We start from the raw sequence: 25,215 nt of genomic DNA, 5'->3' as shown, positions 1-25,215 counted from the left end.
ACCTTTACGAATGCCACACCAACCTCAGGATCATTGGTGTCAATATAGCAACCAGGGAAGAAAAGTACTTCCTTGGTTAAGCCTTCAGGCTGTTTGATGTCCTTGAACATCTCAGTGAAATAAGTGGTAGCAAATCTTGGGGAATGACGCTGTGGAGCAATGCCCATAGCCCCCATCATGCCCATAGCTTCACCGATGGACATACCAAGGTTTGCGCAGGAACGACCAAATGGAATGCTCTTGAGCAGAGATGCCATCTGGAAGTTGTGACTAAGCATCTTGTCAGCCTGAGTATGCTTCTCAGGATGAGCCTTGTAATACTTGCCGCGCTCCAGCATGTTAAGAGTTGCAACAGATACACCGTTAGGGCAAGTAATATCGCAGTTCTTACAGTTGGAACATAACTTTAAAGAATCCTCATAATCGCTCTCATCAGAGAAATGCATACGGTTATGGGCAGGACCTACGAGTTTTGGTCCTCTATAGTCTGGATTAGCCTTGGTAACTGGGCACACTGCAATACAAGATGTGCAGGCAATACAATTATCGGCTGAATCTCTTGCTCTTTCTTCTAACTCCATAATATAATACCCCTTTCAATCAAGCCTTGGCTGCCTTATAAGCAGAAGCTAAAGCCACACCATTGCCGGAATGCTCAAAGCAGAAATCATAGCCACTGAGGTTACGGCCTGCAACATAAACGTTCTCAAGAACTACATTGCCGGACTCATTAACACCGCGGAGAGTTGCATCTACTCTTACACCAGTCTTTGCGAAGGTCTGCTTCTTATCAGAGAAGAGCTGCTTGTTAACCCAACGCTCCTCAACGCAGTCGCACTCAATAGGAAGACCGAATACAACTTCCTTAGCCTCACCAAAATCACGCATGGTGATACCGCCGCTGTAGAAACCACCGGTAGCAACAATGAACTTATCAGCATTGTAAGTCTGGAGACGAACCTCACCGCCAGCCTTAACAGCTACAGCCTTGCTGCCTTCGATAACTGCCTCTTCAGCCTTGGCATTCTCAATAACAGTGATACCCTTCTTCTTTAATGCACTCAGGAGTACATCACGGAGACGGAGACCATTTACAGAAGGTGGCATTGCAGTAGTCTCAACTACTGGGCAACCCAACTCTGCAACAATTTTCTTATAAACTACATTGCCCTTCAGACCGAGAATCTGAGGAACAAGAATTACCTTGCCAGCGCCAGCGTTACCCTTAACCTGGGAAACGAAATCAGCGTAACCAGCTTCAGTATCCATCCAAGAAGCAACGTCCTTGGTGGTCAGGTCACGAGCACCCTGATAATGAGGATCTACGGTAATAACAGTGTACTTCTTGTCATTACCCAGCTCCTTGGCAAGGTTCTCTGCAACCATGTCAACATAATAATCCTTCAAGCCCTTAATACCTACGAGAACAATCTCAGAAGCCTCAAAGCACTTGGAGCCCTGCATGGACTCTGGAACCAAGCAGGATGGCTTTAAGGTACCAACACCAGTAACCAGCCACTGCTGCTCATTGAGGGAACCTATATAAGGGAAGCCCTCAGCTGCAACCACATCCTGGAAGAACTTTACAGACTCCTCCAAAGCCTGGGTGCCAATCTTTTTATATGGATGCTCATCAGCAACTGCACTAACAGCCTGAGCAGGGTTAGCTACAGCCTTGCCGGAGTCATCATAACCTAATACGTCGATAACGCCACTGTTAAGAGGGAAAGTACCCGCACCATAGGACAGCAGTGTTACCTTTTTGTCCTGGTCTGCGCTAACAAGAGCGGACATCAGGCCAGCTAAACCATTACCGATAACAACTACATCTGACTTGCTCATTAACGTCTACCCCCATTTACATTGAACAATACTTCATACATGCCTCTGGTCATTTCAGCCTCGCGGAGAGTCTTACCCGCCATTACAGGAGTAATACCCTTCCATCTGGCCTGCAGGAAGTTCTTCATATCGCTGAGGGAATCACTGCAACCCTCAAGCTTGTCCTTGAACAGCTTGTTTGCAATTGCAGCACTGCGGATTGCGCAGTAGTTACCCTGGCAAGTACCCATGCCAAGACGGGTTCTTCTTCTAACATCTGCTACGCTATGGCTGGTAGGCTCCTGAGCAATACGCATAACCTCTGCCATAGTTACGTTCTCGCACTCGCAAAGAACTTCGCGGGTTTCTGGGTTCTCCTTCAGGGTCTTAACAACCTCAGGGAACTTATCAGTACCCAGACGGGTAGCAGCCAGATTTACACCGTAGGATGGGAAGTACTGACGTGCAGCCTTCTTATCAGCCTCGGAAACAGCTGGAACGAGATCCTCTTCTGCAGTACGGCACTTAGCAGTGTTGCCAAGCTTTGGAGCCAGAATATCGCAGAACTTCTCAGCCATGAGACGGTAGGTAGTAAACTTACCACCGCAAATAGTCATCATACCCTTCAGACCATCTTCCTTCTCGTGGTCGAGAGTTACGAAGCCACGGGAAGCATTACGGCCGCCGTCAGCTCCCTTAGGAACATACAGAGGACGGGAACCAGCGAATACACGGAGGATACGGTAATCGCGCAGATGCTCGAATACGCCCTCACCAGTCTTCATGAGCTCCTCAACCTCATCCCAGGAAGTGGAAGTATCTTCAGGATCTGGAATAGTAATAGAAGAAGTACCAAGAATGGTAATGGAACCATGTGGTACGAAAATATCACCATTGGATGGCTTACGCAAACGGTTAACAACGCGGTTGGAAATTCTCTGGTTGAATGCAATCAGAGTACCCTTGGAAGGACTTACGGAGCAGTCCAGACCAGCCATCTGTGCAACCTTACCAGCCCAAGGGCCAGCAGCGTTTACCAAAATCTCGCACTCAATATCATATTCTTCTTTGGTAACATTGTCGCGAACGGTAATGCTCTTAACAGCACCGCTCTCAACATTAATCTTTATAAGTTCAGTATAAGTCTTGTAACGGCCACCATAACGTGCAGCAGACTGTACATTCTGCCAGGACATACGGAAACCATCGATGGCACCATCTGGAACCTCAAAAGCGCGAACCAGCTTGCGAGAAAGATTTGGCTCTAAGCTCCAAGCCTCTTCTTTGCTCAGCTCACGGGTCTTGATACCGCTCTCAGCACAACCCTTTACCCAAGGATCTACGAAGTCCGGATCATCACCCTCCACCTGTACGAACATACCGGAAATAGCCTCTACGCAAGACTTACCGATACGACGCAGAATGGTGTTTTCCTCGATACACTCTTTTGCTGCTTCCTGGTCTCTTACTGCATAGCGGGCACCACTGTGCAGAAGTCCATGATAGCGGGAGCTGGCACCATTAACCATATCAAGCTTCTCAATCAGCAGGGCATCAATGCCACGCATAGAGAGGTCACGCAGGATACCAACGCCTGTAGCTCCGCCGCCTACAACGACAACCGTAGCTTTGTCCTTTACCATAACAATCCCCCATTTTCATTAATACACATATAAGATTCGGGCGCCCCCGAACCATTGAATTTTTGTACAATTGCACATCGATTCAAGTGTAATAGTCACAAAATTTCAATTACCTCGTACAGTTTATACCATAGTCCTTGATTTTGTCAATAAAAAAAGGACATTATAAGATAGCAATAAATAATAGTTCAGACAAAAAGGAAGTATTTGTCAGACCATATTGTCTTAAAAAATAGTAATGATGGGTATTGTTTTTTATAAATCTCGCTTATGCTAAATAGTCTTAAATAAAATACATAAGATTATCCGGTTCTTTTTGTTTTTCTACATTATTCAAAATATCTTCCAAAGTAATTTCTTCCAAGCAGGATTTTACAGCATCGTCGAGCTGCGTGAAAACAATTTCCTGCATGACCTTGTCCAATAAAGGTTGCTTTTCTTCTACTGTGGAATCTGTTTTTTCCACCATGGCGGTTTCAATTGCAGTCAGCACATCATACACAGTTATAGTATTTGGTTCCCGATTAAGAAAATATCCTCCCTGTGATCCCTTAATTGATATAACAAGTCCTGCCCGCTTCAACAAAGAAAAAACCTGCTCGAGATAAATTTTTGATATGCCCATGGTCTCCGATATGTGCAATACGGTAATTGCCATTCCGTTTTTATAATTGGCCGCCAAATATGACATGGCAGCAAGACCATAACGCCCCTTCGCTGAAATACGCATATAATCATCCTTTCTAAAAAATATTCTTCCATATAAATATATACTAAAATTATACTCCCACGCAAAACTCATATTAATTATATATGTTTTTAATATTTTTTCAAATACCTATTGCTATAGTAGGTATAATAAAGTATAATTCATAACTATAAAATATATTTGCATATTATCCATGTATTACGTTAATCACATACCTGGCTTATAATTATCCATACTTTGCATTTACAATGAAAACAGGTATAATATTTTAGTGTATTATTAGATTTACAACTATACATATGGATTGAATATCGTATATATTTTCATCCATGTAATGATGACAGGATGTGAGTAATGTGATTGATTTATCTCATATAGAGAAAGTCTATGACAGTGCCGCCGGTCCGGTGCATGCCCTGAAGGATATAAGCCTTCATATTAATAAAGGCGAAATTTATGGCATTATCGGCTTAAGCGGTGCCGGCAAGTCAACCCTGGTTCGCTGCATAAATCTTTTGGAGCGTCCTACCAAGGGAACAGTTACAATAGAAGGAAAAAATATCACTGCCATGAGCAACAGCGAGCTGCGGGAAGCCCGCAAAGGAATTGGTATGATATTTCAGCATTTTAATCTGCTGTCAACCTCCACTGTATTTGATAACATAGCATTTCCATTACAGTTATCCAATACCCCAACGGATACAATAAAAAGCCGTGTAACCGAACTGCTGGAGCTGGTGGGTCTTGCCGACAAGGCGGATCAATATCCATCCCAGCTTTCCGGAGGCCAAAAGCAACGTGTTGGCATTGCCAGAGCCCTGGCCAGCAATCCGCAGATTCTCCTCTGCGATGAAGCCACCTCTGCCCTTGACCCGCAAACCACAAAATCTATCCTACAATTAATTAAGGATATAAATAGGAAATTAAAGCTCACTGTAGTGGTAATTACACACGAAATGCAGGTTATCAAAGAAATCTGTGACAAGGTTGCAGTAATTGACAAAGGTGTAATCGCTGAACAGGGTGATGTGCTGGATGTATTTATAACTCCTCAAAGACCAATAACCAAGGAGTTTATCAGCGTACTGCTCAGCAACGAGCTGCCTGTTGACTTTAGGAATATTGAGATTATGGATGAGCCATTTGAAGACAGCATCCTTCTTATGCGACTTACCTTTATTGGAGAAACGGCCAATGACCCGATTATTTCTTCATTGGTGAAGAAATATGATGTAAGTGCAGACCTGTTCTTCGGAAGCCTGGATGACATTAAGGGAGCTCCGTTTGGCAGACTTATCATAGGTCTGGATGGCAGTCAGGATGACATTCATTCTGCCATGAATTATCTTCGTGAACAAAAAGTAAAGATGGAGGTGATTGGTTATGTCAGCAGACATGCTTCCTCTCATCACTAAGGCCTTGGGAGAAACGGTTTACATGGTGATTGTTTCCATGATTATTTCTTCCATTTTGGGCATTCCTTTAGGGGTACTGCTTCATACCACCTCCAAGGGACAGATTTTGGAATGTCTTCCTGTTAATAGAGTTGTAGGTGCTGTTGTTAACGCCATTCGCTCTATTCCTTTCATTATATTAATGGTAGCAATTATTCCACTGACCCGCTTTATTGTGGGCAGTGCTATTGGTACAACAGCTGCCATGGTACCTTTGGTACTGGCCTCTGTACCATTTATCGGTCGGCAGGTAGAGACCTCTCTCCGGGAAATTCCTTATGGTATTGTGGAAGCTGCCCAGTCCATGGGAGCCACTCCACTACAGATTATTCGCAAGGTCTTTCTGCCTGAGGCCATGCCAAATATTGTGGCTCAGCTTACCACTGTTATCATCAGCCTCATAGGTGAGTCTGCCATGGCCGGTGCCATAGGTGGTGGTGGTCTGGGTGATTTGGCTATCCGCTATGGTTATCAGCGTTTCCGTCCTGATATTATGATTGCCACAGTAATCGTCCTTATTATTATGGTTCAGATAGTTCAGTTTGCCGGCAACAAGCTGGCCAAGCATCTGGACAAGCGTTAAAACGGGTGTCGCTCTCTTTATACCATTATAATTAGAGAAATATAAACACTAACTTTAAGGAGGTCTTTTAATGAAAAAGGTATTACTTATTTTATCCGCACTTGTATTTGCCATTGTGGCTCTGGCCGGCTGCGGTGCAGACAACAAGCAGGCATCCAACGACAGCAAAACACTGAAGGTTGGTGCAACTTCCGTTCCTCATGCTGAAATTCTTGAGCAGATTAAGGATGATCTTGCCAAGGATGGCATTAAGCTGGAAATTGTTGAGTACAGTGATTATGTACAGCCAAACCTTAACCTGAATGACAAGGAGCTGGATGCAAACTACTTCCAGCACATTCCTTATCTGGAGGATTTTGTTAAGCAGCATCCTGAGGTTAAGCTGGTGAATGCCGGTGGTATCCACATTGAGCCAATGGGCGTATACTCCAAGAAGGTTAAGAGCCTTAAGGAATTAAAGGACGGTGCTACCGTTTCTATCCCTAATGACCCTACCAACGGTGGTCGTGCTTTATCACTCCTTGCCAAGGCTGGTGTTATCACCCTTAAGGATGGTGTAGGCGTAACTGCCACTATTCAGGATATCACTTCCAACCCTAAGAACATCAAGTTCCAGGAGCTGGAGCCAGCACAGGTTCCTCGTACTTTGGACGATGTTGATGCAGCTGTTATCAACAGCAACTTTGCTATGCAGGTTCAGCTGAACCCAGTTAAGGATAACATCTTCATCGAGGATTCCACTTCTCCTTATGTAAACATCGTTGCAGTTCGCACCGGTGACGAAAACCGTCCTGAGATTCAGGCTCTCATGAAGGCCCTGAAGTCCGAGAAGGTTAAGAAGTTCATCGCTGAAAAGTACAATGGTGCTGTAGTAGCCGCATTCTAATAGAAAATGTAAGCGAGGCCGCCAGCTCAAGGGATAACTCCCAAGGGCCAGCGGCCTTTATTTAGGATTGAGGTTTAAATGAAGTCTTACTTAATGGTCATTACCGCCATGCTGATATGGGGCTCCAGCGGCGTATTTAGACGTTATATACCTGTCCCATCTGATTTTCTGGCCCTTCTACGGGGAGTTTTGGGAGCCCTCTTTATGCTGGGTCTTATTTTATATTATAAAAAAACAGGTATGAACAGGATTCCGGCAAGGACAGTGACCATGATGCTCCTGGCTGGGGCCATGTATGGTTTTAACTGGATATTTTTCTTTGAGGCCATAAACTATACAACAGTGCCCATAGCCACCCTATGCTATTATATGCAGCCCGCCCTTGTAATATTGCTGTCACCCTTATTCCTTAAGGACAAGCTGACCAAGGGGAAAATTGTAGTGCTGTGTCTTACCACCACCGGCATGGTGCTGGTTTCCGGAATTACAGAAACGGACTCTATGGGCATAACCCAGCTAAAAGGAGTTCTCTTTGGCCTAAGTGCCAGTCTTTTATACGCACTTAATGCCATCATTAACAAGCGGATAAGTCAAATAAATACCTATCATAAAACCTTTATACAGCTAACCGGCGCAGTTATAACACTGATACCTTACCTCTTTATTGTTGACGGATGGAGACCAATTCCTACAGATGGCCTCACTATTTTATCCGTACTCATTCTAGGTATAGTTCATACGGGCATAGCTTTTGTTTTATATTTCGCCAGCATGAAAACCTTGTCCGCCCCGTCGGTGGCCCTTTGCGGTTACATTGATCCCATTAGTGCTCTGTTCCTGTCCGCTCTGGTTTTAGACGAAACCCTGACTATCACCGGCATCCTGGGGGCAGTGCTGATAATCGGTACCGCCGTGATTAGCGAGATAAAAGCATCTACTGCCAAGTAACAACAAAATCATGTAAATATACTTCATAAATTGTTGTAGCAGTATCGTCCTGAAGATTTATCACCTTACAATAATACCTTTCCGTGTCTGCGGAAGCCCCTTCACTGATATCAACCGTTTCAACATAAGGAATAAAAAGTCCCCTGCTTTGGGCTTTGTGTCTCGGCTTTGCCAGGAACTCAGCTCCAGAGCAGGGGCATTTTTTATTTGAATCATAAATCCTTTTTCATGGCTGTGGCCTTGAAGCTCATATCTATGAGCACTTCCAGCATTTTCTTATTGGCCTTCCGCAAATCAAGGCTGAGCCAATGCTGCTTGCTCATGTGGTAGGCGGGATAAATACCTTCTTCTCTGAGTAAATCATCCCGCATGGATACAGGTGCCTTCATATTAATCACTGTAATAACACTGTCGTCATCTATACCCAGATAACTGGCGGAAATATCCATAAACAGACAAAACCATTTTTTGCTGACCCGATGACGGAAAACAAAAGCATCCGAGTCATCCCATGGATAATCCGCCTCTACACCATAAGTACTTTCTATATACTCTATAGCCTGTTTCTTGGTCATAATATCACTGCTTTCTATTCCTTTTCTACCTTATACATAGCTGCATACATTGTAGGGAGAACCAGCAAAGTAAGTACCGTTGCCACAAAGAGACCGCTGGCAATAGCCACTGCCATTGGGCCCCAGAAGGTACTGAACATAAGCGGAATCATGCCCAAAATAGCCGCAGCTGCAGTGAGCATAATCGGCCTAAAGCGCATAACTGCCGAATCCATTACCGCATCCCAAGGGGTTTCTCCCTCATCCAAATGCTTTTGAATCTGGTCTATAAGGATTACCGAATTTCGTATAATCATACCGCTAAGGGCCAATACACCAAGGATTGCCACAAAGCCCATAGCCTGATCAAAAATCAACATACCGGCAGTAACGCCAATAAACCCAAGGGGTGCAGTGAGAAGGGTAAGAATCATCAGCTTACCATTCTTTAGCTGGAACATCAGCAGGGTCATGATACAGAAAATCATGGCTGGAATCGGTTTCATAAGATTACCCATAGATTTTTCACTGTCGTGGAGAGAGCCGGCGGCTTCAATACTATAGCCAGGTGGCAGATTATCAGCAATATCCTTTACAGATTTCAGAGCCTTTGCTGTGGCATCGTTAGCAGTGCCGGAAAGAATATTAGCCTGAACCGTTACGCATGGCCCCAGCTTTTCCCGCCCAATAACACCATTTTCAGTTCTAAGGGAAATATCTGCCAGCTGCCCCAGGGGAACATATCCCCGACCAGTGTATACCGGCAATTCCTTGACTTTGGATATATCCGTACGATCCACCTCTGCCATTTCCAGAACTATATCCACAGTACGGTCCCCCTTATAGAACTGGGTTGCTGTAGCACCAGTGAGCTCTGTATATACCATCTGTGAAATCGCCTGGGCTGATAATCCCATGGCCTTCAGTTTATTTTGATCATATTCCAGATGAATAACCTTGCTCTTTTCATGCCAGTTCAGGTGAACCTCTGTGTTATTTTTATCTTGGGCCACCCGGTCAGCCACCTGTTCACCGATTTCCCTAACCTTGTCCTTGTCAGAACCATATACCTTCAGCATAACAGGATAATCGGCAGGTGGGCCAGTCTGTATGAATTTTATATCATGGCGCACTTCAGGGAATTTATTTTCCAGCTCATCCCTGATTTTTTTGGTTAACTCCTCCCTATGTTCTGCATCCTTTGATACCACAATAAACTGAGAGAAATTATTAGTTGGAGTCTCCGGAGTGAAGGTAAGCACAAATCTAGGTGCCCCTTCTCCCACATAGTAGCTGTAATTTTCTATTTCATCAGCATGCTGGTCAAGAAAATCGGCAAATCGTTTGGATACCTCCTCGGTGCTTTTCAGGGAAGCGCCGTCATTTAGACGCATGGAAACAATAATTTCCGGTCTGGTGGAAGGTGGGAAGAATTCCTCCCGCACCAGCTTCATACCAACCACGGAAAGGGCAAACATTACCACAGTAACAACAAGCACAGTTTTTCTATGGGTCAAAAACCATGTGAGAATTTTACGGAAAATAGTATAAAACTTACTCTGGTATTGAACGGCCTCTCCAGCTTCATTGCGCTTAACATCTACCTTAATAAGATGATAGCCATATAAAGGTGCTACCATTACTGAAACAACCCAGGAAATAAGAAGAGCCATACCAATAACCGGGAAAAGGGCACTGCAGAATTCTGCTGCCAATCCGGCAGAAAAAGCAACGGGTATAAAGCCCGCACAAGTGATAAGAGTACCCGTCAGCATAGGCTTGGCCGTAGCCTTAAAGGCATAGCAGGCCGCTTCGAAACGATCCAAGCCCGCTTCCAGCTTAACACTCATCATTTCCACTGCAATTATGGCATCATCCACCAGCAGGCCCAAAGCAATAATCAAGGATCCCAAAGAAACCTTCTGAAGGTCGATGCCCAACATAAACATGCCGCAAAAAACAGCTGCCAGAACCAATGGAATACAAAGAGCCACCACCATACCGGTTCTGACGCCCAAACTCAAAAAGCTCACTGCCAACACTATGATAATAGCCTCTCTAAGTGTGCTGATAAACTCTTCAATGGATTCCTCAACCACCTTTGGCTGGTCAGACACCTGATGAATTTCCAGTCCCACTGGAAGCTCATCATTAACGGACTTCATAAGAGTCCCCAAGTCATTACCAAGGGTGATGATATTCTGCCCTGGCTCCATGGAAACAGCAATTCCCACAGCAGGCTCACCGTTAAAGAACATCTTCGGATCCGCAGGCTCGGCATAACGCAGCTCCACCTTGGCAATATCACCCAGACGAACCACACGTCCCCCTGCATTAATAGGGGCATTTTTTATATCATCAATATTCTCAAAAATCCCAGAATATCGCAGATAAACATTATCCGTACTGGTTTCTATCATACCTGATGGTGTCATCTGATTCTGTCCCTTTAGGGCATCAGACAGGGCCGTTGGACTTATGCCCAGCTCCGCCAGCTTTGCTGTCTCTATCTCCACATAGACCTTTTCCGTTTGGACACCTACCAGTTCTACCTTCTGAACGCTATTTACATTGGCAAGAATCATGCGACGGATTTTTTCTGCCTGCTGCCGCATTTCTTCATATGTAAAGCCGTCACCGGTTACTGCATACAAGGAACCATATACATCGTCAAAGCGGTCATTAAAATATGGACCATAAACACCCGCAGGCAAATCCTTTTCCACATCGTGACAGAAATTTCTTACATCACGCCATGAAGAACGTACATCACCTTTGTAATCGTCCTTTAACAGCACGTGAATAACCGTTGTACCATCACGGGTGGTACTCTTGACATAATCAATACCCGGTAAATCATTTATTTTGGATTCCAGCTTATCCGTTACCTGCTGTTCCATCTGCTCAGCAGTAGCACCTGGCCAGGCGGCAGAAACTACCATTTCCCTTATAGTAAAGTTAGGATCCTCCATTCGTCCTAGCTTTATATAGGAAAAAATGCCACCCACAACCAAAACTATAATAAAATACCACACCAGTGCCCTATTCTTCAGGGATACTTCTGTGAGATTAATCATATCAATCATCCTCCGCAAGTCTTACCTTTTGGCCCTGGCGCAGCTTATGTACTCCTGCTGTAACCACAATATCACCCAAATTAAGGCCCATTACCCGTACGGAGTTGTTGCCAATTTTTTCAAAAGTAACATCCTTTAGACTGACGGTATCTGCTCCTTTATCCACCACCCAGACCTGTGGTTGATCATCAATCTGATAAATTGCAGACAATGGCAATACCAGTCCTTCTTTACTATCACCGGAGCTCTCCTGGCACTTTACGCTGGCAGTCATGCCTAGCTGCATTCCCTTTGGTGGATTTGGTACAGAAATTCTCACCCTGTAGGTACGGGAAACAGCATCAGCCATTGGAGAAACTTCCCTTACAGTGCCGTTTACATTAACGCCTTTCAATGACCAGAAGGAAATCTGAACGCTTTTGCCCAGCTCCACATCATCAAGATGGTTCTCTGGAATATTGATTTCCACCTCCAGCTCATTGGTCTGCACCAAAGTCAATACTGTCTGACCAGCACCAACCACCTGTCCAGCTTCCGCCATAATTGATGAAATCACTCCGGAGGCAGAGGATACCAATGCTGTATATCCCAAAGCATTATGCCCTGTTGCAGCGCCTGCTACTGCCTGATTATACTGAGCTAATGCCGAATCATAGGCTGTCTGATACTGATCGAGCACCATAGCGGGAACTGCTTCCTGGGCGTAAAGCTGCTGATAACGGCTTAAATTGGACTGGGCCAGATCAAGCTGTGCTTTGGCAGCTGCCACCTGGGCGTCACCCTGATTTGACTGCTGCACAACATCACGTGGGTCAATGGACATAAGAATATCCCCGGAATTCACATGGTCCCCCACCTGAACGCTGCGGTTAAGAATGCGTCCACCGACCTGAAAGGACATATTAGTTTCATAACGGCCTTTAACAGTACCGGTATATGTGCCCTCTGCATTCATATCCTGCTGACTGACTTGCTGTGTCTTTACCAGCTGAGGCTTTTGCTCTTCTTCATTGTCCTTACCACATCCGGCCACCAATGAAATAATTAATAACATAGACAGTAAAACAGCTATGAGCTTTTTCACTTTACGTCACTCCCCTTTTTTCCAAACACCGCCTCAAAATTAGCCATGCCCAAGCGTGTGGCCATAATATCTATGCCTTTAATCATAAACTCGCCTTCGTCCTCAGAAAAACCACCAGCCACATAGTCCATGATTTTCTTCACGATGTCCTTGATTACAGGCTCCAATTTCTTTCCTTCCTCAGTAAGAAACAGTCTTTTTAAACGGCGGTCCACATCATCACGTTTACGATAAAGCATACCCTTTTTCTCAAGTATTTTAATAACACGGGTTATAGCCGCCTTATCCACATGAAGGAATGAAGTCATATCATCCTGGCTACAGCCCTCCTTATCATAGAGCATTAACAGCAGGGAAAATTCAGAATAGGTCAGCCCCAAATCCATAGTAGCTTCCACCACCAAAGACTGAACCCGTCTTCTTATAATTCCAAAATTAACTGATGCGTTATAATAGTCCATGAATTTGCCTCCAAAATGTATATAAAAAGAAGTTGATTATTTCAACATTTACATTTTTAATTCTAACAAACTCATGCCTTATATTCAATAAGAATGGGATTAAATCCTACCATTCTCCTGTATAATTTAAAAAAACACCTATAATAATTGACCATATATTTTTAGACACGAAAAAAGCTGTAAAAACGATAGGCGTTCGTTTTTACAGCCTTTTTCTTCCATTCATTTATATAATGAAAGTGGGTAAATAAAAGAGAGGGGTTTATATGCGACACAGGGGAATGTCGCTTATAAGGGGTATATCAAAGTTCAAGCAGGAGAAAAAGGATTTCATCTGGGGGATGTATCCTTGGCTTTCCCTTTGACATGTCTTATTATATGATTATCTTATGAGTATGTCAAGGGACTTTTTGGATTTTTTTTGATTTTTTTTTAAATTTCTTGGAACATCTTCCAAAATGTGCATATATAAGGCACTCAAACTATTCCACAATATTCCCACAGTTACCTTTGAATCCCACCATATTATTACTTGTAAAGCCTTTATTTGTGCATGATTACGCAATTGATGGTTACATTTTGTACGCTTATTTCTATATGCTATAAGTGATTCAATATAGAAAAATAACCAATAAAAAAGTGGCACTTTTTTGAGTATCTTTTCCAAAAGCGCCACTTTATCAACAAGCAAAATGTTATTTTTACACAATCTTATGCCCTTTTTCCCCTAGTTATCCACACTTATGAACAGTTATTCACATGGTAAATGTGGATAACTGGGTAAAATGGAGCCTTAATATCGGAATAATTCCCTAATAACACGGCACAGGGAAATTTGATCAGCTGCTCCCATGGTCTCTCTGGCAGAGTGCATAGCTAAAATAGGTACTCCTATATCCACAGTTCGTACAGGAACCAGGGAAGAGGCTATGGACCCAAGAGTGGCACCTCCGGGCATATCAGAACGATTAACATAGTGCTGACAAGGTATATCGTTCCCCTGACGGCACAGGCCCTTTACCATAGCCACAGCCTCTGCATCGCAGGCGTAACTCTGGGATGAAGCCTGCTTAATAACAAAGCCCTCGTTCAACAACGGACGGTTGGTAGGGTCTGTCTTGTCAGGATAATTTGGATGCAGGCCATGGGCAACATCCACAGAAAGCATAAAGCCACCATTAATACCCTGCCACATCTGCTCTCGGCTATAACCCATACAGGTAAATATGCGCTCCAGAAGCTGCATAAGGTTGGCTGATGCCGCCCCCTGCTTGGTACGGCTGCCGATTTCCTCATTATCAAAAAGGGCTATTATATTTAGTCCAGCCCCCAGTGTTTCAGTTATACCCTTTAGGCAAGCTGCCACAGAGGTAATATTGTCAAGGCGTGGTGAGGAAACCAGCTCTCCTGCCACTCCCAGCTGACATCCGGCTTCATAAGGATAAATATTTAGCTCATAGGAAAGAATATCCTCCTTGGACACAGCCAGCTCACTTGCCAGCAAATCCTCCAAAAAGGCCTTGGCTGCATCCTTCCCATTTTCTTTGCCAAAGACTGCCGCCAATGGCAGCATATCCTTTTGTTTATTAAGAGCCACACCCTCATTTATTTTCTTGTTCATGTGGATGGCCAAGGACGGAATGGTAATCAAGGGACGGGCGAAATCTATAAGCTCAGTTACAGGATTCATGGCATCCTTTCCCGCCAATACCACCTTGCCCGCAATAGACAGGGGACGGTCCAGCCAGGAATACAGTATAGCCCCACCATATCCCTCAGTATTCAACAGGCCATAGCCATCCTTTATAACACCGGCCTCCGGTTTAATGCGAAAGCCGGGAAAATCCGTATGGGCTGCTGCCAGCTTCAGACTGTTCCTGGCTGTAAGATCACCATTTCCCAAGGTAAAGGCAAAAATAGATGAGCCGTAAACCTTGGTAAAATATCTGCCATATCTTTGAAGCTCCCAGCCCTCAGTCCAGTCCAGCTCCTGAAAGCCTGCATTTAAAAGCTGCTTTGATGCAGTGCTGGCTGTATGCCACGGAGAGGGGGATTTCTTAATAAATTCCAACAAATCTATTATTTCGCCGTACATATTCCTACCTCCAATGAAATCTCCTAAATTAAATCCAGATTAAGCCCCTTACTCATTACTGTGTACAGGAATAATATACCACTGGCAGGTTATTATAGCCAGTACAAAACCTATAAGCATCATTACAGCCATAGGAACACCGCTGTCTGTGCCAAAAATACCCACAATCGGCATCATTACTGCCCCCAATATCATGGATGAGCAGCCCAGCATAGCAGAGGCACTGCCCGCATTTCTGCCTTGAGATGAAAGGGCCAGGGAGAAGCTGGCGGCACCCACAACGGAAAGAGGTGCTACGGCAAATAAAAGCAATACTACAATCACTGCAAATGGAGCATTTAATATAAAGGCCCCTATCAGGAGTGCCGACATTACCGCCTGAATAAATAGAGAATATTTCAGCATAATCTCGTCACGTACCCTGCCGGCCAGCTTGCCGGGAATTCCACCTGTAAATAAAAGGGAAGCACCAATGCCACCGAAAATATAGCTGTAAACCTGTGGGGAAACCTCATAGACACCCTGTAAAACAAAGGATGAACAGCCTATGTACGTAAAAAATGCGGCAAACTCAAACATCTGTACAAAGCAATGTCCCATAAAATACTTATTTCTCATGAGTATGGGAAAGGTTAAGAGGGTTCTGGTGATATTTTTAAGTCTACGTTCCACTGGCAGGCTTTCCTTGAAGATTACCGTTGCCCCAGCCATAACGAGGCCGATAACTGCCAATACCACAAAGACATGACGCCAGCTGCCAAAGGCCAGAATCTGACCGCCCAAAACTGGGGCCAAAATAGGAGCCAGTCCATTTACCATCATTAATATAGAAAAGAATTTTGTCAGCTCCGCACCCTTGCACATATCACGGGCAATTGCTCTGGATATTACAATTCCACAGGCACCAGCAAAGCCCTGGATAAAGCGGGCAGCCAGAAAAACCCATATATTTGTTGCCACAGCACAAACTACGGACACTGCCATAAATACCAGCATTCCCAATAAAAGTGGTATTTTCCGCCCCTTCATATCACTAATAGGCCCCGCAAATATCTGCCCAATGGACATACCCAGCATGGTCATGGTCAGGGTCAGCTGTACTATTGAAGTGCTGATGGCATACTCCTCCTGCATCACCGGCAGGGCTGGCAGATACATATCTGTAGCCAAAGGTGCCATGGCAGACATTATTCCCAAAAATATAACCAGCCAAACAGAGCTCTTTGTTTTATTCATTAAATTACCTCCTGAATATTTAAAGAAAAAGAAGCTAATCCCCGATCAGCTTCCCCTTGTAATCAATATGTTCTTACATTGCGTGTGGCTTAATTATACCCCATTTGCTTAAAATTTTCCATAAATGAAAAGTCTGCCCTTATGGCCTGTATCTTTTTTTGATTATGTATAAATATGAGTGAATATTCTAACAATTATAAAAATGATATACTGTTGGTATTTTTTTATATATTATCTTGTATTAGCTTGTGCATTACGATATAATTAACACAAACATGCTCATAACATAATCAACTTTTTATAACGCAGTTGTTCATATTTTGCCATAAGCAAAATATACATACCGGGCGTTTCAACGAGCTAGGAGATATGCTCGCCAGCTGTTGTAGTTTGTTTTCCCCCACCTAAAGAGGTGGGGGACATCTTAAAGCTCGTTATAATAATGAGTATTTGATGAGTTAATTTTTCGTTAGAATACAGGTGAATGAATGAAAATCAATCGTCTCCGTAAAATTCAGGAACTGCTGGAAGAGAAAAAAAGCATTTCTATCAATGATCTATGTACCACCTTTGACGTATCCAAAAATACCATACGCCGTGATATTGCCGAGCTGGAAAAGCGTGGCACCATCAACAAGGTATATGGTGGAATTGTGCTTCAGGAGCAGGAGGCTCCACAGGCCAAGGCTCCAACCATAATACCAGAAGATAACAGCGACAAGATTCACAAGCAGAAAATTGCCCGTATGGCAGCCAGCCTGGTACAGGATGACGATGTTATTTACATAGATTCCGGTACCACCACCATGCATATGATGCCTTATCTGGAGGATAAGCACAACATTACCATTGTTACTGCCAGCATTCATGTTATAAATATTGCTGCAGCATCTGCAAAATTCAACATAATTGCCACCGGCGGTACCATCTACGCCCCTACAAAGGCCTTTGTGGGACCAAGCGTGCTGAACTGTCTGAAGCAGTACAACATTTCCAAGATATTCATTTCCAGTACGGGTATTTCCATAGAAAACGGACTTACCACCGCTTCCCCGCTGGAATGTGATATAAAGCGTTATCTGGTGGACAAAACAGGCAAGAAGATTCTCATGGTGGACAGCACAAAAATTGATTCCGCATCCCTTATTTCCTTCTGCAATCTGGATGAAATTGACTGTATTGTAGTGGATAAGGAGTTGCCAGCCCGTTATAAGGAATTCTTCGCAGAACACAATATAGAAGTTATCGTGTGTGATGACTAAAAAACGACCTACAGAGATTATCTGTAGGTCATTTTTTTGCCATATTACAATTATTTATTGTATGTTCGATACATCTTGATTGGCTCAGGATTGTCATTTATGCTCCATACGCCACATGGACATACGCCGGCACAAATCCCGCAACCAATACATTTATTTGGATCCGATACATAGGTCCAGGAGCCATCCTGGTTTTCCATGCGGCTAATGGCCTTTTCCGGGCAGGATTCCAGACACATCTTGCAGTCACGACAGGTACCACAGCTTACACAGCGCACATGGTCATCTGCGGGCTCACCCAGCTGACAATGATGGCACTTTTCAAAATAAGCCTTGGAAAGACGTTCAGCGGGAATTTTTTCCTTTTCCGGGAATGGAACGAACTCCTTCCCCATGACATACAAATCAGCATAATAAGCGGCCTTGATACCATCACCAATGGCATCGGTTAAACGACCAGGCTTAATTACATCACCGGCAGCAAATACTCCCGGCAAAATTGATTTGTCCTTGTTGGTAATCAACCAGCTATCACGGAATTTCTTAATGGAATCATCCTCTGGCAGGAAATCCAGAATCGGAGCCTCACCGATGGATACAATTACTTCATCTGCGGGGATAAAACGCCCGTCATTGGCATAAACACCCTCCTTGGTAATCTTCTCCGTGAAGAATGGCCATACCAGCTTGCCGCCCCGGCCTTCTACATACTGTATTTCATCAGCAAAGGCCGCCGGCTTCTGTACGTCCACAGCCACCACGGACTCAGCCCCCATATCAAAGGCTGCACGGCAAGTATCCATACCGGAATTACCGCAACCGATTACCACAACGCGCTTGCCAACCTTTGGATTTTCACCACGATTTACCTTCTTAAGGAAATCCAGGCCCATGGTCAACAGCTCCTTGCCCTCCCAGTTAAAGTAACGGGATTCGTGGCCACCATTGGCAATAATTACTGCATCATAGGTATTCTGAAAATGCTCAAAGCTATCCTTGTCCACTTTACAATTTGGAACGAATTTCACACCCATTTCTTCAATGCGTTTTAATTCTGCCTCCAACAGTTCATTGGAAAGTCTGCCTCTAGGAATAACCTGTTCCAGCTTACCGCCCATTTTTTCCGCATCATCAAAAACAAATACCTCATGTCCCTTACGGGCCAGCTGCCAGGCCGCTGAAAGACCAGCTACGCCACCGCCCACAATGCCCACCTTTTTGCCAGTGGACACGGTTGGCTTCTTAACCTTGGTAAAGGCGGAGAGATAACCCAATGGACCGATCTGAATTGCCTCATCAATGGTGCCACGGGTACAGCCATCCATACAAGGATTAGGACAAACACTGCCACAAACAGAGCCCGGGAATGGTGTATACTGGAGCTCCAGCTCAATAGCCTCCTGAAGTCTGCCCTGGCGAATCAAATTATAACGAAGCTGTGTCGGAATGCCGGTAGGACAGCTAAACTCACAAGGAGCCGCATATTTGGCATTATCCCAGCTTGGAACTCTTAAACGATAAAGTCCATTGGAAATGGTGTTATGGACAGTAAAATCATCCATGGCAACATCGGAGAAAATGCCCCCTTTTACCCATTCCTGGGTGCGGAACTCCTTCATTGTCATATTCTTGGATGGGGTGGCACTCTTTTCCTCAAAGGTAAGAGGACGGAGCTTTTTCCACTGACTCCACTGGGAAAGCTCACCCTTTAACTCCTGGCGCTCTATTCTGCCAAGGAATTCATCCATGCCAGCTGTGAGGAAATCAATATCCTCCTGCTCCAGCTCCAGGCATTTAATGTCCTTTGGATAGGTAGACACAGGACCACGGACGTAAACCACACCACCAACCATGCCTACACAGGCCCGCTCGCCGAGAACGGACTCAAATTGTTCTGAATCGTAGCCACAGACTATGGCCCGGCCCCCTCCCATGAACTCAAAGGAGAAGGAGCCTGTATTTTTCAAAATCCAAAGCTCCGGTTCTTCATAAAGAGGATCGTGCTTCATCAGGGAACCACTGCGGGTACCAGCACGGCCACCGATGAAAATCTTACCCCCGGCAGAGCAATGGCCTGCAGTATCACCAGCATCGCCCTTTACGGTAATAACGCCACCAGCATTAAGCCAGCCCACATCAGCGGAGGTGGATCCCTCCACTACGATCTCCGTATTTGGCAGGCACATGGAACCCACGCGCTGTCCGGCATTGGTAACATGGAAGGTGAGTTTTTTTCCGTCACTGTTCCATAGTGGACCGCCTATATCATGCTGGCCAGAAGCCGCAATTTCAAACTCAGTTTCTCCAGACCGTACAGCTTCCTCAATTTGAAGGAGCAGGTCTTGGGTGGACATACGCTCATGTCCCTTCATTGTATCAATCTTAAACATAGCTTACCGCTCCTTCCTTAGCATACATACTGAATTCCCAGCTTGTCCGCAATGGCCTTGTCAGTAGATACAAGGGCATCACTGCGGCCCACAGGCAATGAGCTGTTGCCAATAGGAGCCATCAGCTTTCTCAGCTCCGCATCAAAGGCCAGAACATAATCCACAATTTTCTGGGCACCCTTATCCACATCAAGACGCTTAACCAGACGAGGATCCTGAGTACAGATACCCATTGGGCACTTGCCGGTATTACAGGAATTACAGCGACCGTGTTCATTGCCCACACAGCCCAAAAGCTGGATGAGTACCTTGCCCACAAATACGCCATTGGCACCAAGGCAAATCATCTTAAAGGCATCTGCTGCTGCATTGCCCGTAAGCCCAATACCACCGCCACCGTAAAGAGGAATTTGCCCCTGCAGGCCCTGCTTCACTGCTGCATTATAGCAGTCGCGAATCTTGGAAACGAAAGGATGACCAGTATGGTCAAGGGAAACCTCATTAGCGGCACCAGTACCGCCCTGAATACCATCCAGGAAGAAGCCACCGCAAATCTTATATGGATCGCGGAGCAGGTTATTATATACAGATACAGAAGTGGCAGAAGCGGCGCACTTAATGGCAACAGGCACTCTGAAGCCAAAGGCGGCATTCAGTGATAAGTGCATCTTCTGAACAGATTCTTCTATTGAATACAAGCCCTGATGATTTGGTGGTGAGGAAAGGGTTGCTTTCGGAACACCACGGATGGCCTGTACATGCTCAGCAACCTTGGCTGCCGGCAAAAGACCGCCATCACCTGGCTTTGCACCCTGACCTATTTTTATAAGCACACCGGCCGGATCCGTCACCATATGGGGAATTGCTTTTATAATACGGTTCCAGCCGAAATGACCGGAGGCAATCTGCAAAATAAAATATTTTAAATAATCGGATTCCATCAATTTAACCGGCATACCGCCCTCACCGGAGCTCATACGAACCGGCAAACCGCACTTTTCATTCAGATAGGCGCAGGCCAGAGCCACAGCCTCCCAGGCGCGGGTGGACAGGGCACCAATGGACATATCAGAAAATATAAGAGGATAGATCCAGTTTACAGGCGGAGCCTTGTGGTCCATAACCATCTTGCCATTTTCCAGTCTGAAGGGCAGCTCCTTTGGTGAAAGGACACGTCCCAATGGGGAACGGATATCAAAGGTATGGCGGGCAGAATCCAGTGATGGGTCCGTCATCTGGGAAATACGGCCAACTACAATGCTGTCCAATGTACGCTGAGCGTTAAGATTTGTACGGCCACCACGCTTAATTGGGCCACTGTCCTTGGAAAGGAGCACCTGGCGAGTGTCCACATTGCGTACAGGACGAATGGCGTTGTTAGGGCACACCTTTTCGCACATGCCACAACCACGACAATAGTCAGTAAGACTTGCCTTCTGGGTAATAATAGGACGGGCAATGTGACGATCCTCCGGATTTGGCTGGCTGTCCGTAGATACCACGATGGACTGTGCCTGGGTCTTTACCTCGATAGCCTTGAAGGAACAGGTTGCCACACAGCTACCGCACATAGTACAGCGTTCAGCATGATATTCAATTTTCCAAGAAAGGTCATTTACTGACACATCCTGAGTCTTTACTGCTTCCATCTCTGTACCTCCAGTTCATTATCGATAACAATTACTTCACGCTCATTAGGATAGATGTCCTTTTCCCTGTCACGGTCCGGCATTATTTCATTAAGTCCGCAAACCTCAGAGGAAATAGCTATCATATTTTCATCCTGGCCAAGGACAACTGGACGAAGCTTCTTGGAATCACAGCAGGTAATCATACGATTATCCGGCAAAGTGGCAATAATAGTATTGGGACCATTGATTTCAAGATGGGCCAGGGACTGACGAATGGCCTTAAGCACCTCTTTATCCTCACGCTCCTCAATTTCCTCAAAAGGCAGCGGCGTAATGACATGCTTAAAATAATTAATAGGCCATTTCAGCTCGTGAAGAACATAATGAAGGGTATACAGAAAGCACTGGGAATCAGACTCAAAACCGATGTAGCCACGATGGAGGGATTTCTGGAACTCCTTATTTTTTGTATAGAAGGTATTTTCACCGTTGGCGCAGAGGGTATAGCCCTGTAAAAAGAAAGGATGGGCCGCATAGCGCACAATATCATAATTGGTATTCTGACGACACTGAACCACGATATTTTTGGCCATCAGTCCGCCGTGATTATCCCAGAGATGGAAATAAGTGGCGATATCACGGGGATCACCAATTTCCTTTAAGGTAAGCACATCAGGCCAGAAGGAATAAACAAAGCCTTGTCCAGACTCCTCCAGCAGCTTGCGGAGTGCCAGACGGGTATCAAGGAGAAGATTCTGCTTTTCCTCCTCGGTAAGCTCATTGTAATGCTCCGGGAAATCATAATTTCGGAAAACATAATATGGCATAGCCTGTATATCAAGGCCCGGACGCTTATCCGGAATAGGAATCCATTCAGCCAGCTGCACAAAGTTATGGGCATCCATGTATTCCTCTACCATCTGGTTGCCCTTCTGGGTGCAGGCCATGGAAAGGAGCGGTTTATCTTTATAGTTGGCAAAAGTACCATATAAATCCTGCATTACCATGGCGAAGCCTGAATTATCATGCCCCTCCTGCTGAGGAAGCATCAAATGTAAGGCTTTTGATGGATGAACAGGCACCTTACTTTTTATTGAACCAATTCTACACATCGTAACACTCCTCCAATACACCTTGATCATTTTTTAGTTAAAAATAACAACTTAGTTAATTTTTAAAATACTCAGTAAAGACATTTGTTTTTCTGCAATACATCCATTTTGAGTAACAAATATTATTATATGTATCATTATTCTAACTGTCAATATAATTATTCATATATTACTACAATAATCCCCTTATTTTTATTGTATTTATATGTTTTTAAATAATTATATCATGTATATTTATGCATATTTTATTCTCCGTTATACAGTAATATAAAAAATATATTGTATACAATACCAATGAACCCTTGTCCTGTCTGGTGCGACTTGATTATTACAATATATCATATTATGTATGTTTTGTATTGTTTTTCGGTATACAAGCTAAATATTCTGTCATTTTACACCATATTTAACAATTGGTATACTAGAGCCCGTGTGTAGGACAAAAGCCTGCTTATTTATAAGGAAGGCGTATCACGGAAAAGGAGAGTATTAATGAAAAATTTATCGATTCAAGCAAAACTGACACTGGGCTTTGGTGTTCTGATTGCTTTCTTCATGTGCTTTGCACTGTATGCCGGTTATTCCACCAGCAGAATGAATTATCGCACCGAGGAAATAACCAAGGAATGGATGAAGAGCGGCCAGCTGCTCAACGATGCCATTGATAATGCCAATTTTGTACGCCGGGATACCATGCTATTAGCCATTCCAGGAGCTGCCGAAAAGCATCCTGAGCTTGATAAGGAGCTGTCACATAAGCGAAAGGTAATGGGCACTACCCTTACTGAGTACGAGAATCTTCTGAAGGGTGTTACCTATGATTCCGAGGAAGAAAAACAAAAGGATCTGGATACTATTGCAAATATCCAGAAATTGTGGAAGGCATACGACTCATCTGTAGCTAAGACCATTGACCTAGCCAAATCTGGACAGATACAGGAGGCACAGGTAGAAATTGGTGATTCCATAAACATTTATCACGAGCTGAATGATGCACTGGAAGAAGGTATTGAGTTCAATTATGCAGGCTCTGCCGAATCTGCTGCCGCCAGCGAGGAGGTTTATCATCAGATTTTAGTTTCTGCCATAATAATTGTTATCTTGGCGATTGCTATCAGCCTTGCCCTGGCCATGTATCTCATTAAGGAAATCAAGGGCTCTGTACATGAAATCCTGCGAGTTTCCGAGTTGGTTGCCGGCGGTGATTTAACAGAGAAGATTCAAATTGACGGTCAGGATGAATTTGCCAAGATAGCTGTTCATTACAATGAAATGCTGAAAAATATCCATGACCTGATAAAGAATCTTCAGGAAAATGCCCAGCAGGTAGCCGCTGCTTCTGAGGAGCTTACTGCCAGTGCTGAGCAGTCTGCCCAGGTAACCCAGCAGATTGCCCAATCCATTACTGGGGTTTCTGAATCTACTGCCACCCAGATGACTGCCATGAACGAGGCTGCCAATATGGTTTCCAGCGTTTCCCAGGGTACTGAGGAAACCTCTGTTGTTGTCAACCAGACTGTTGCCCATACCAAGCAGGCCGTTGGCAAGGCAGAAGAAGGTAATTCCATAGTTGAAGCTACTGTTAGCGACATGCAGAAAATAGCCTCCACTGTTCAGGAAGCAGCCGATGTTATATCCAAGCTGGGTGAGCGTTCCAAGGAAATCGGCAACATTGTTGATACTATCTCTACCATTGCCGGTCAGACCAATCTGCTGGCCCTCAATGCAGCTATTGAGGCTGCCAGAGCCGGTGAACATGGACGTGGCTTCTCTGTAGTAGCTGATGAGGTCAGCAAGCTGGCAGAGCAATCCGAGGAAGCTGCTCAGCAGATTAGTACCTTGATTTATAGCATTCAGGCTGAAACAGAAAAGGCTGTAACCTCCATGACCAGCGGAACCCAGGAGGTTAAGCGGGGCAGTGAAAGCGTAAGTGATGCTGGTACAGCCTTTGCTGATATTCTCAATGTGGTTGCTGAAGTAAATGATGGCTCCATTGCCCTTACGGATACCATTGATTCTTTACGGGAAAGCAGCGAAAAGATTGTTTCTGCCATTGATAATGTGACCCAGGCAGCCACTGAGGTAGCTGCGGAAGCCCAGACAGTATCTGCTGCCACTGAGGAGCAGTCCGCCAGCATGGAGGAAATTGCCTCCAGCAGCCGCAGTCTAGCCGATCTTGCACAGAATATGCAGGATGCCGCCAATAGGTTTAAGGTGTAATATTCGTCAAACTATACTAGTAACAAAATAATATTTTCCACACAAAAAA

At 44.7% G+C, this 25,215-nt stretch carries 19 protein-coding genes; 6 read left to right on the top strand and 13 right to left on the bottom strand.

The genetic code is table 11. From position 1 onward, the window contains the following. From ACKI5G_RS01835 to ACKI5G_RS01820, 4 genes are all read right to left on the bottom strand, one after another. Positions 1 to 581: 4Fe-4S dicluster domain-containing protein (locus ACKI5G_RS01835; RefSeq protein ID WP_407397093.1), on the bottom strand; the 581-nt coding region annotated here is incomplete at its 3' end. Between the two features lie 19 nt (positions 582 to 600). Further along, entirely contained in the window at positions 601 to 1,842 is a 1,242-nt protein-coding gene (gene glpB, locus ACKI5G_RS01830; RefSeq protein WP_407397091.1) for an anaerobic glycerol-3-phosphate dehydrogenase subunit GlpB, read from the bottom strand. Beyond that, positions 1,842 to 3,464 (bottom strand): anaerobic glycerol-3-phosphate dehydrogenase subunit GlpA, encoded by a 1,623-nt coding sequence (gene glpA / locus ACKI5G_RS01825; protein ID WP_407397089.1) that lies wholly within the window; start codon positions 3,462 to 3,464, stop codon positions 1,842 to 1,844. The genes glpB and glpA overlap by 1 nt, the downstream gene beginning before the upstream one ends. 283 nt (positions 3,465 to 3,747) lie before the next feature. Continuing rightward, entirely contained in the window at positions 3,748 to 4,194 is a 447-nt protein-coding gene (locus tag ACKI5G_RS01820; protein ID WP_407397087.1) for an RrF2 family transcriptional regulator, read from the bottom strand. 335 nt (positions 4,195 to 4,529) lie between these two features. Here ACKI5G_RS01820 and ACKI5G_RS01815 point away from each other — a divergent pair, with 335 nt between their 5' ends. The 4 genes from ACKI5G_RS01815 to ACKI5G_RS01800 all read left to right on the top strand — a co-directional run bounded on the left by ACKI5G_RS01815 (position 4,530) and on the right by ACKI5G_RS01800 (position 8,044). Next, the gene (locus ACKI5G_RS01815) at positions 4,530 to 5,588 is read left to right on the top strand and encodes a methionine ABC transporter ATP-binding protein (protein WP_407397085.1); all 1,059 of its coding nucleotides are present in this window, start codon (positions 4,530 to 4,532) and stop codon (positions 5,586 to 5,588) included. Then, positions 5,557 to 6,210, top strand: coding sequence for a methionine ABC transporter permease (locus ACKI5G_RS01810; protein ID WP_407397083.1), 654 nt, complete (start codon positions 5,557 to 5,559; stop codon positions 6,208 to 6,210). Before ACKI5G_RS01815 ends, ACKI5G_RS01810 begins: the two co-directional genes overlap by 32 nt. A 70-nt stretch (positions 6,211 to 6,280) precedes the next feature. Then, positions 6,281 to 7,096, top strand: coding sequence for a MetQ/NlpA family ABC transporter substrate-binding protein (locus ACKI5G_RS01805; RefSeq protein ID WP_407397081.1), 816 nt, complete (start codon positions 6,281 to 6,283; stop codon positions 7,094 to 7,096). 78 nt (positions 7,097 to 7,174) lie between these two features. Continuing rightward, positions 7,175 to 8,044: a DMT family transporter gene (locus tag ACKI5G_RS01800; RefSeq protein WP_407397079.1), complete on the top strand. Its 870-nt coding sequence runs from the start codon at positions 7,175 to 7,177 to the stop codon at positions 8,042 to 8,044. A 212-nt stretch (positions 8,045 to 8,256) separates the two neighbouring features. On the opposite strand, the gene ACKI5G_RS01795 is transcribed toward ACKI5G_RS01800, so the two are convergent. From ACKI5G_RS01795 to ACKI5G_RS01770, 6 genes are all read right to left on the bottom strand, one after another. Further along, complete coding sequence (locus tag ACKI5G_RS01795) at positions 8,257 to 8,619, bottom strand: MmcQ/YjbR family DNA-binding protein (RefSeq protein ID WP_407397077.1); 363 nt, start codon at positions 8,617 to 8,619, stop codon at positions 8,257 to 8,259. Between the two features lie 14 nt (positions 8,620 to 8,633). Next, positions 8,634 to 11,675: an efflux RND transporter permease subunit gene (locus ACKI5G_RS01790; RefSeq protein WP_407397075.1), complete on the bottom strand. Its 3,042-nt coding sequence runs from the start codon at positions 11,673 to 11,675 to the stop codon at positions 8,634 to 8,636. Between the two features lies 1 nt (position 11,676). Next, positions 11,677 to 12,759 (bottom strand): efflux RND transporter periplasmic adaptor subunit, encoded by a 1,083-nt coding sequence (locus ACKI5G_RS01785; RefSeq protein WP_407397073.1) that lies wholly within the window; start codon positions 12,757 to 12,759, stop codon positions 11,677 to 11,679. Next, the gene (locus tag ACKI5G_RS01780) at positions 12,756 to 13,220 is read right to left on the bottom strand and encodes a MarR family transcriptional regulator (RefSeq protein WP_407397071.1); all 465 of its coding nucleotides are present in this window, start codon (positions 13,218 to 13,220) and stop codon (positions 12,756 to 12,758) included. Before ACKI5G_RS01780 ends, ACKI5G_RS01785 begins: the two co-directional genes overlap by 4 nt. A 793-nt stretch (positions 13,221 to 14,013) precedes the next feature. After that, positions 14,014 to 15,315, bottom strand: a complete 1,302-nt coding sequence (locus ACKI5G_RS01775; RefSeq protein ID WP_407397069.1) for a M18 family aminopeptidase — start codon at positions 15,313 to 15,315, stop codon at positions 14,014 to 14,016. A 48-nt stretch (positions 15,316 to 15,363) separates the two neighbouring features. Further along, positions 15,364 to 16,551, bottom strand: a complete 1,188-nt coding sequence (locus ACKI5G_RS01770; protein ID WP_407397067.1) for a multidrug effflux MFS transporter — start codon at positions 16,549 to 16,551, stop codon at positions 15,364 to 15,366. Between the two features lie 488 nt (positions 16,552 to 17,039). Between ACKI5G_RS01770 and ACKI5G_RS01765 the strand changes: the two genes are divergently transcribed. Beyond that, positions 17,040 to 17,813, top strand: a complete 774-nt coding sequence (locus ACKI5G_RS01765) for a DeoR/GlpR family DNA-binding transcription regulator (protein WP_407397065.1) — start codon at positions 17,040 to 17,042, stop codon at positions 17,811 to 17,813. A 50-nt stretch (positions 17,814 to 17,863) separates the two neighbouring features. Here ACKI5G_RS01765 and ACKI5G_RS01760 read toward each other — a convergent pair whose 3' ends face one another. Genes ACKI5G_RS01760 through ACKI5G_RS01750 form a run of 3 tightly spaced genes read right to left on the bottom strand, consistent with a single transcriptional unit; the run spans position 17,864 to position 22,946 of the window. Continuing rightward, complete coding sequence (locus ACKI5G_RS01760) at positions 17,864 to 20,203, bottom strand: FAD-dependent oxidoreductase (RefSeq protein ID WP_407397063.1); 2,340 nt, start codon at positions 20,201 to 20,203, stop codon at positions 17,864 to 17,866. Positions 20,204 to 20,220: 17 nt separating this feature from the next. Then, positions 20,221 to 21,852: a glutamate synthase-related protein gene (locus tag ACKI5G_RS01755; RefSeq protein WP_407397061.1), complete on the bottom strand. Its 1,632-nt coding sequence runs from the start codon at positions 21,850 to 21,852 to the stop codon at positions 20,221 to 20,223. Continuing rightward, a complete protein-coding gene (locus ACKI5G_RS01750) occupies positions 21,840 to 22,946 on the bottom strand; it encodes a glutamate synthase (protein WP_407397059.1) in 1,107 nt (368 codons plus the stop codon). Before ACKI5G_RS01750 ends, ACKI5G_RS01755 begins: the two co-directional genes overlap by 13 nt. A 492-nt stretch (positions 22,947 to 23,438) precedes the next feature. Between ACKI5G_RS01750 and ACKI5G_RS01745 the strand changes: the two genes are divergently transcribed. After that, positions 23,439 to 25,166 carry a methyl-accepting chemotaxis protein gene (locus tag ACKI5G_RS01745; protein ID WP_407397057.1) on the top strand — a complete coding sequence of 576 codons (1,728 nt, stop codon included), beginning with the start codon at positions 23,439 to 23,441 and terminating at the stop codon, positions 25,164 to 25,166. The last annotated feature ends 49 nt before the right edge of the window (positions 25,167 to 25,215 follow it).

It is taken from the genome of Anaerovibrio sp., assembly GCF_045637405.1.
Lineage (GTDB): Bacteria > Bacillota > Negativicutes > Selenomonadales > Selenomonadaceae > Anaerovibrio.
The sequence above is the reverse complement of the archived record's forward strand: the minus strand, read 5'-3'. Positions and strand labels throughout refer to the sequence as shown.

Excerpts from the sequence above, each read along its gene's own strand:
- glpA (WP_407397089.1), bottom strand. The coding sequence starts at position 3,464 with ATGGTAAAGGACAAAGCTACGGTTGTCGTTGTAGGCGGCGGAGCTACA.
- ACKI5G_RS01795 (WP_407397077.1), bottom strand. The coding sequence starts at position 8,619 with ATGACCAAGAAACAGGCTATAGAGTATATAGAAAGTACTTATGGTGTA.
- glpB (WP_407397091.1), bottom strand. The coding sequence starts at position 1,842 with ATGAGCAAGTCAGATGTAGTTGTTATCGGTAATGGTTTAGCTGGCCTG.
- ACKI5G_RS01745 (WP_407397057.1), top strand. The coding sequence starts at position 23,439 with ATGAAAAATTTATCGATTCAAGCAAAACTGACACTGGGCTTTGGTGTT.
- ACKI5G_RS01765 (WP_407397065.1), top strand. The coding sequence starts at position 17,040 with ATGAAAATCAATCGTCTCCGTAAAATTCAGGAACTGCTGGAAGAGAAA.
- ACKI5G_RS01780 (WP_407397071.1), bottom strand. The coding sequence starts at position 13,220 with ATGGACTATTATAACGCATCAGTTAATTTTGGAATTATAAGAAGACGG.
- ACKI5G_RS01750 (WP_407397059.1), bottom strand. The coding sequence starts at position 22,946 with ATGTGTAGAATTGGTTCAATAAAAAGTAAGGTGCCTGTTCATCCATCA.
- ACKI5G_RS01810 (WP_407397083.1), top strand. The coding sequence starts at position 5,557 with ATGTCAGCAGACATGCTTCCTCTCATCACTAAGGCCTTGGGAGAAACG.
- ACKI5G_RS01820 (WP_407397087.1), bottom strand. The coding sequence starts at position 4,194 with ATGCGTATTTCAGCGAAGGGGCGTTATGGTCTTGCTGCCATGTCATAT.
- ACKI5G_RS01755 (WP_407397061.1), bottom strand. The coding sequence starts at position 21,852 with ATGGAAGCAGTAAAGACTCAGGATGTGTCAGTAAATGACCTTTCTTGG.
- ACKI5G_RS01805 (WP_407397081.1), top strand. The coding sequence starts at position 6,281 with ATGAAAAAGGTATTACTTATTTTATCCGCACTTGTATTTGCCATTGTG.
- ACKI5G_RS01790 (WP_407397075.1), bottom strand. The coding sequence starts at position 11,675 with ATGATTAATCTCACAGAAGTATCCCTGAAGAATAGGGCACTGGTGTGG.
- ACKI5G_RS01760 (WP_407397063.1), bottom strand. The coding sequence starts at position 20,203 with ATGTTTAAGATTGATACAATGAAGGGACATGAGCGTATGTCCACCCAA.
- ACKI5G_RS01770 (WP_407397067.1), bottom strand. The coding sequence starts at position 16,551 with ATGAATAAAACAAAGAGCTCTGTTTGGCTGGTTATATTTTTGGGAATA.
- ACKI5G_RS01775 (WP_407397069.1), bottom strand. The coding sequence starts at position 15,315 with ATGTACGGCGAAATAATAGATTTGTTGGAATTTATTAAGAAATCCCCC.
- ACKI5G_RS01800 (WP_407397079.1), top strand. The coding sequence starts at position 7,175 with ATGAAGTCTTACTTAATGGTCATTACCGCCATGCTGATATGGGGCTCC.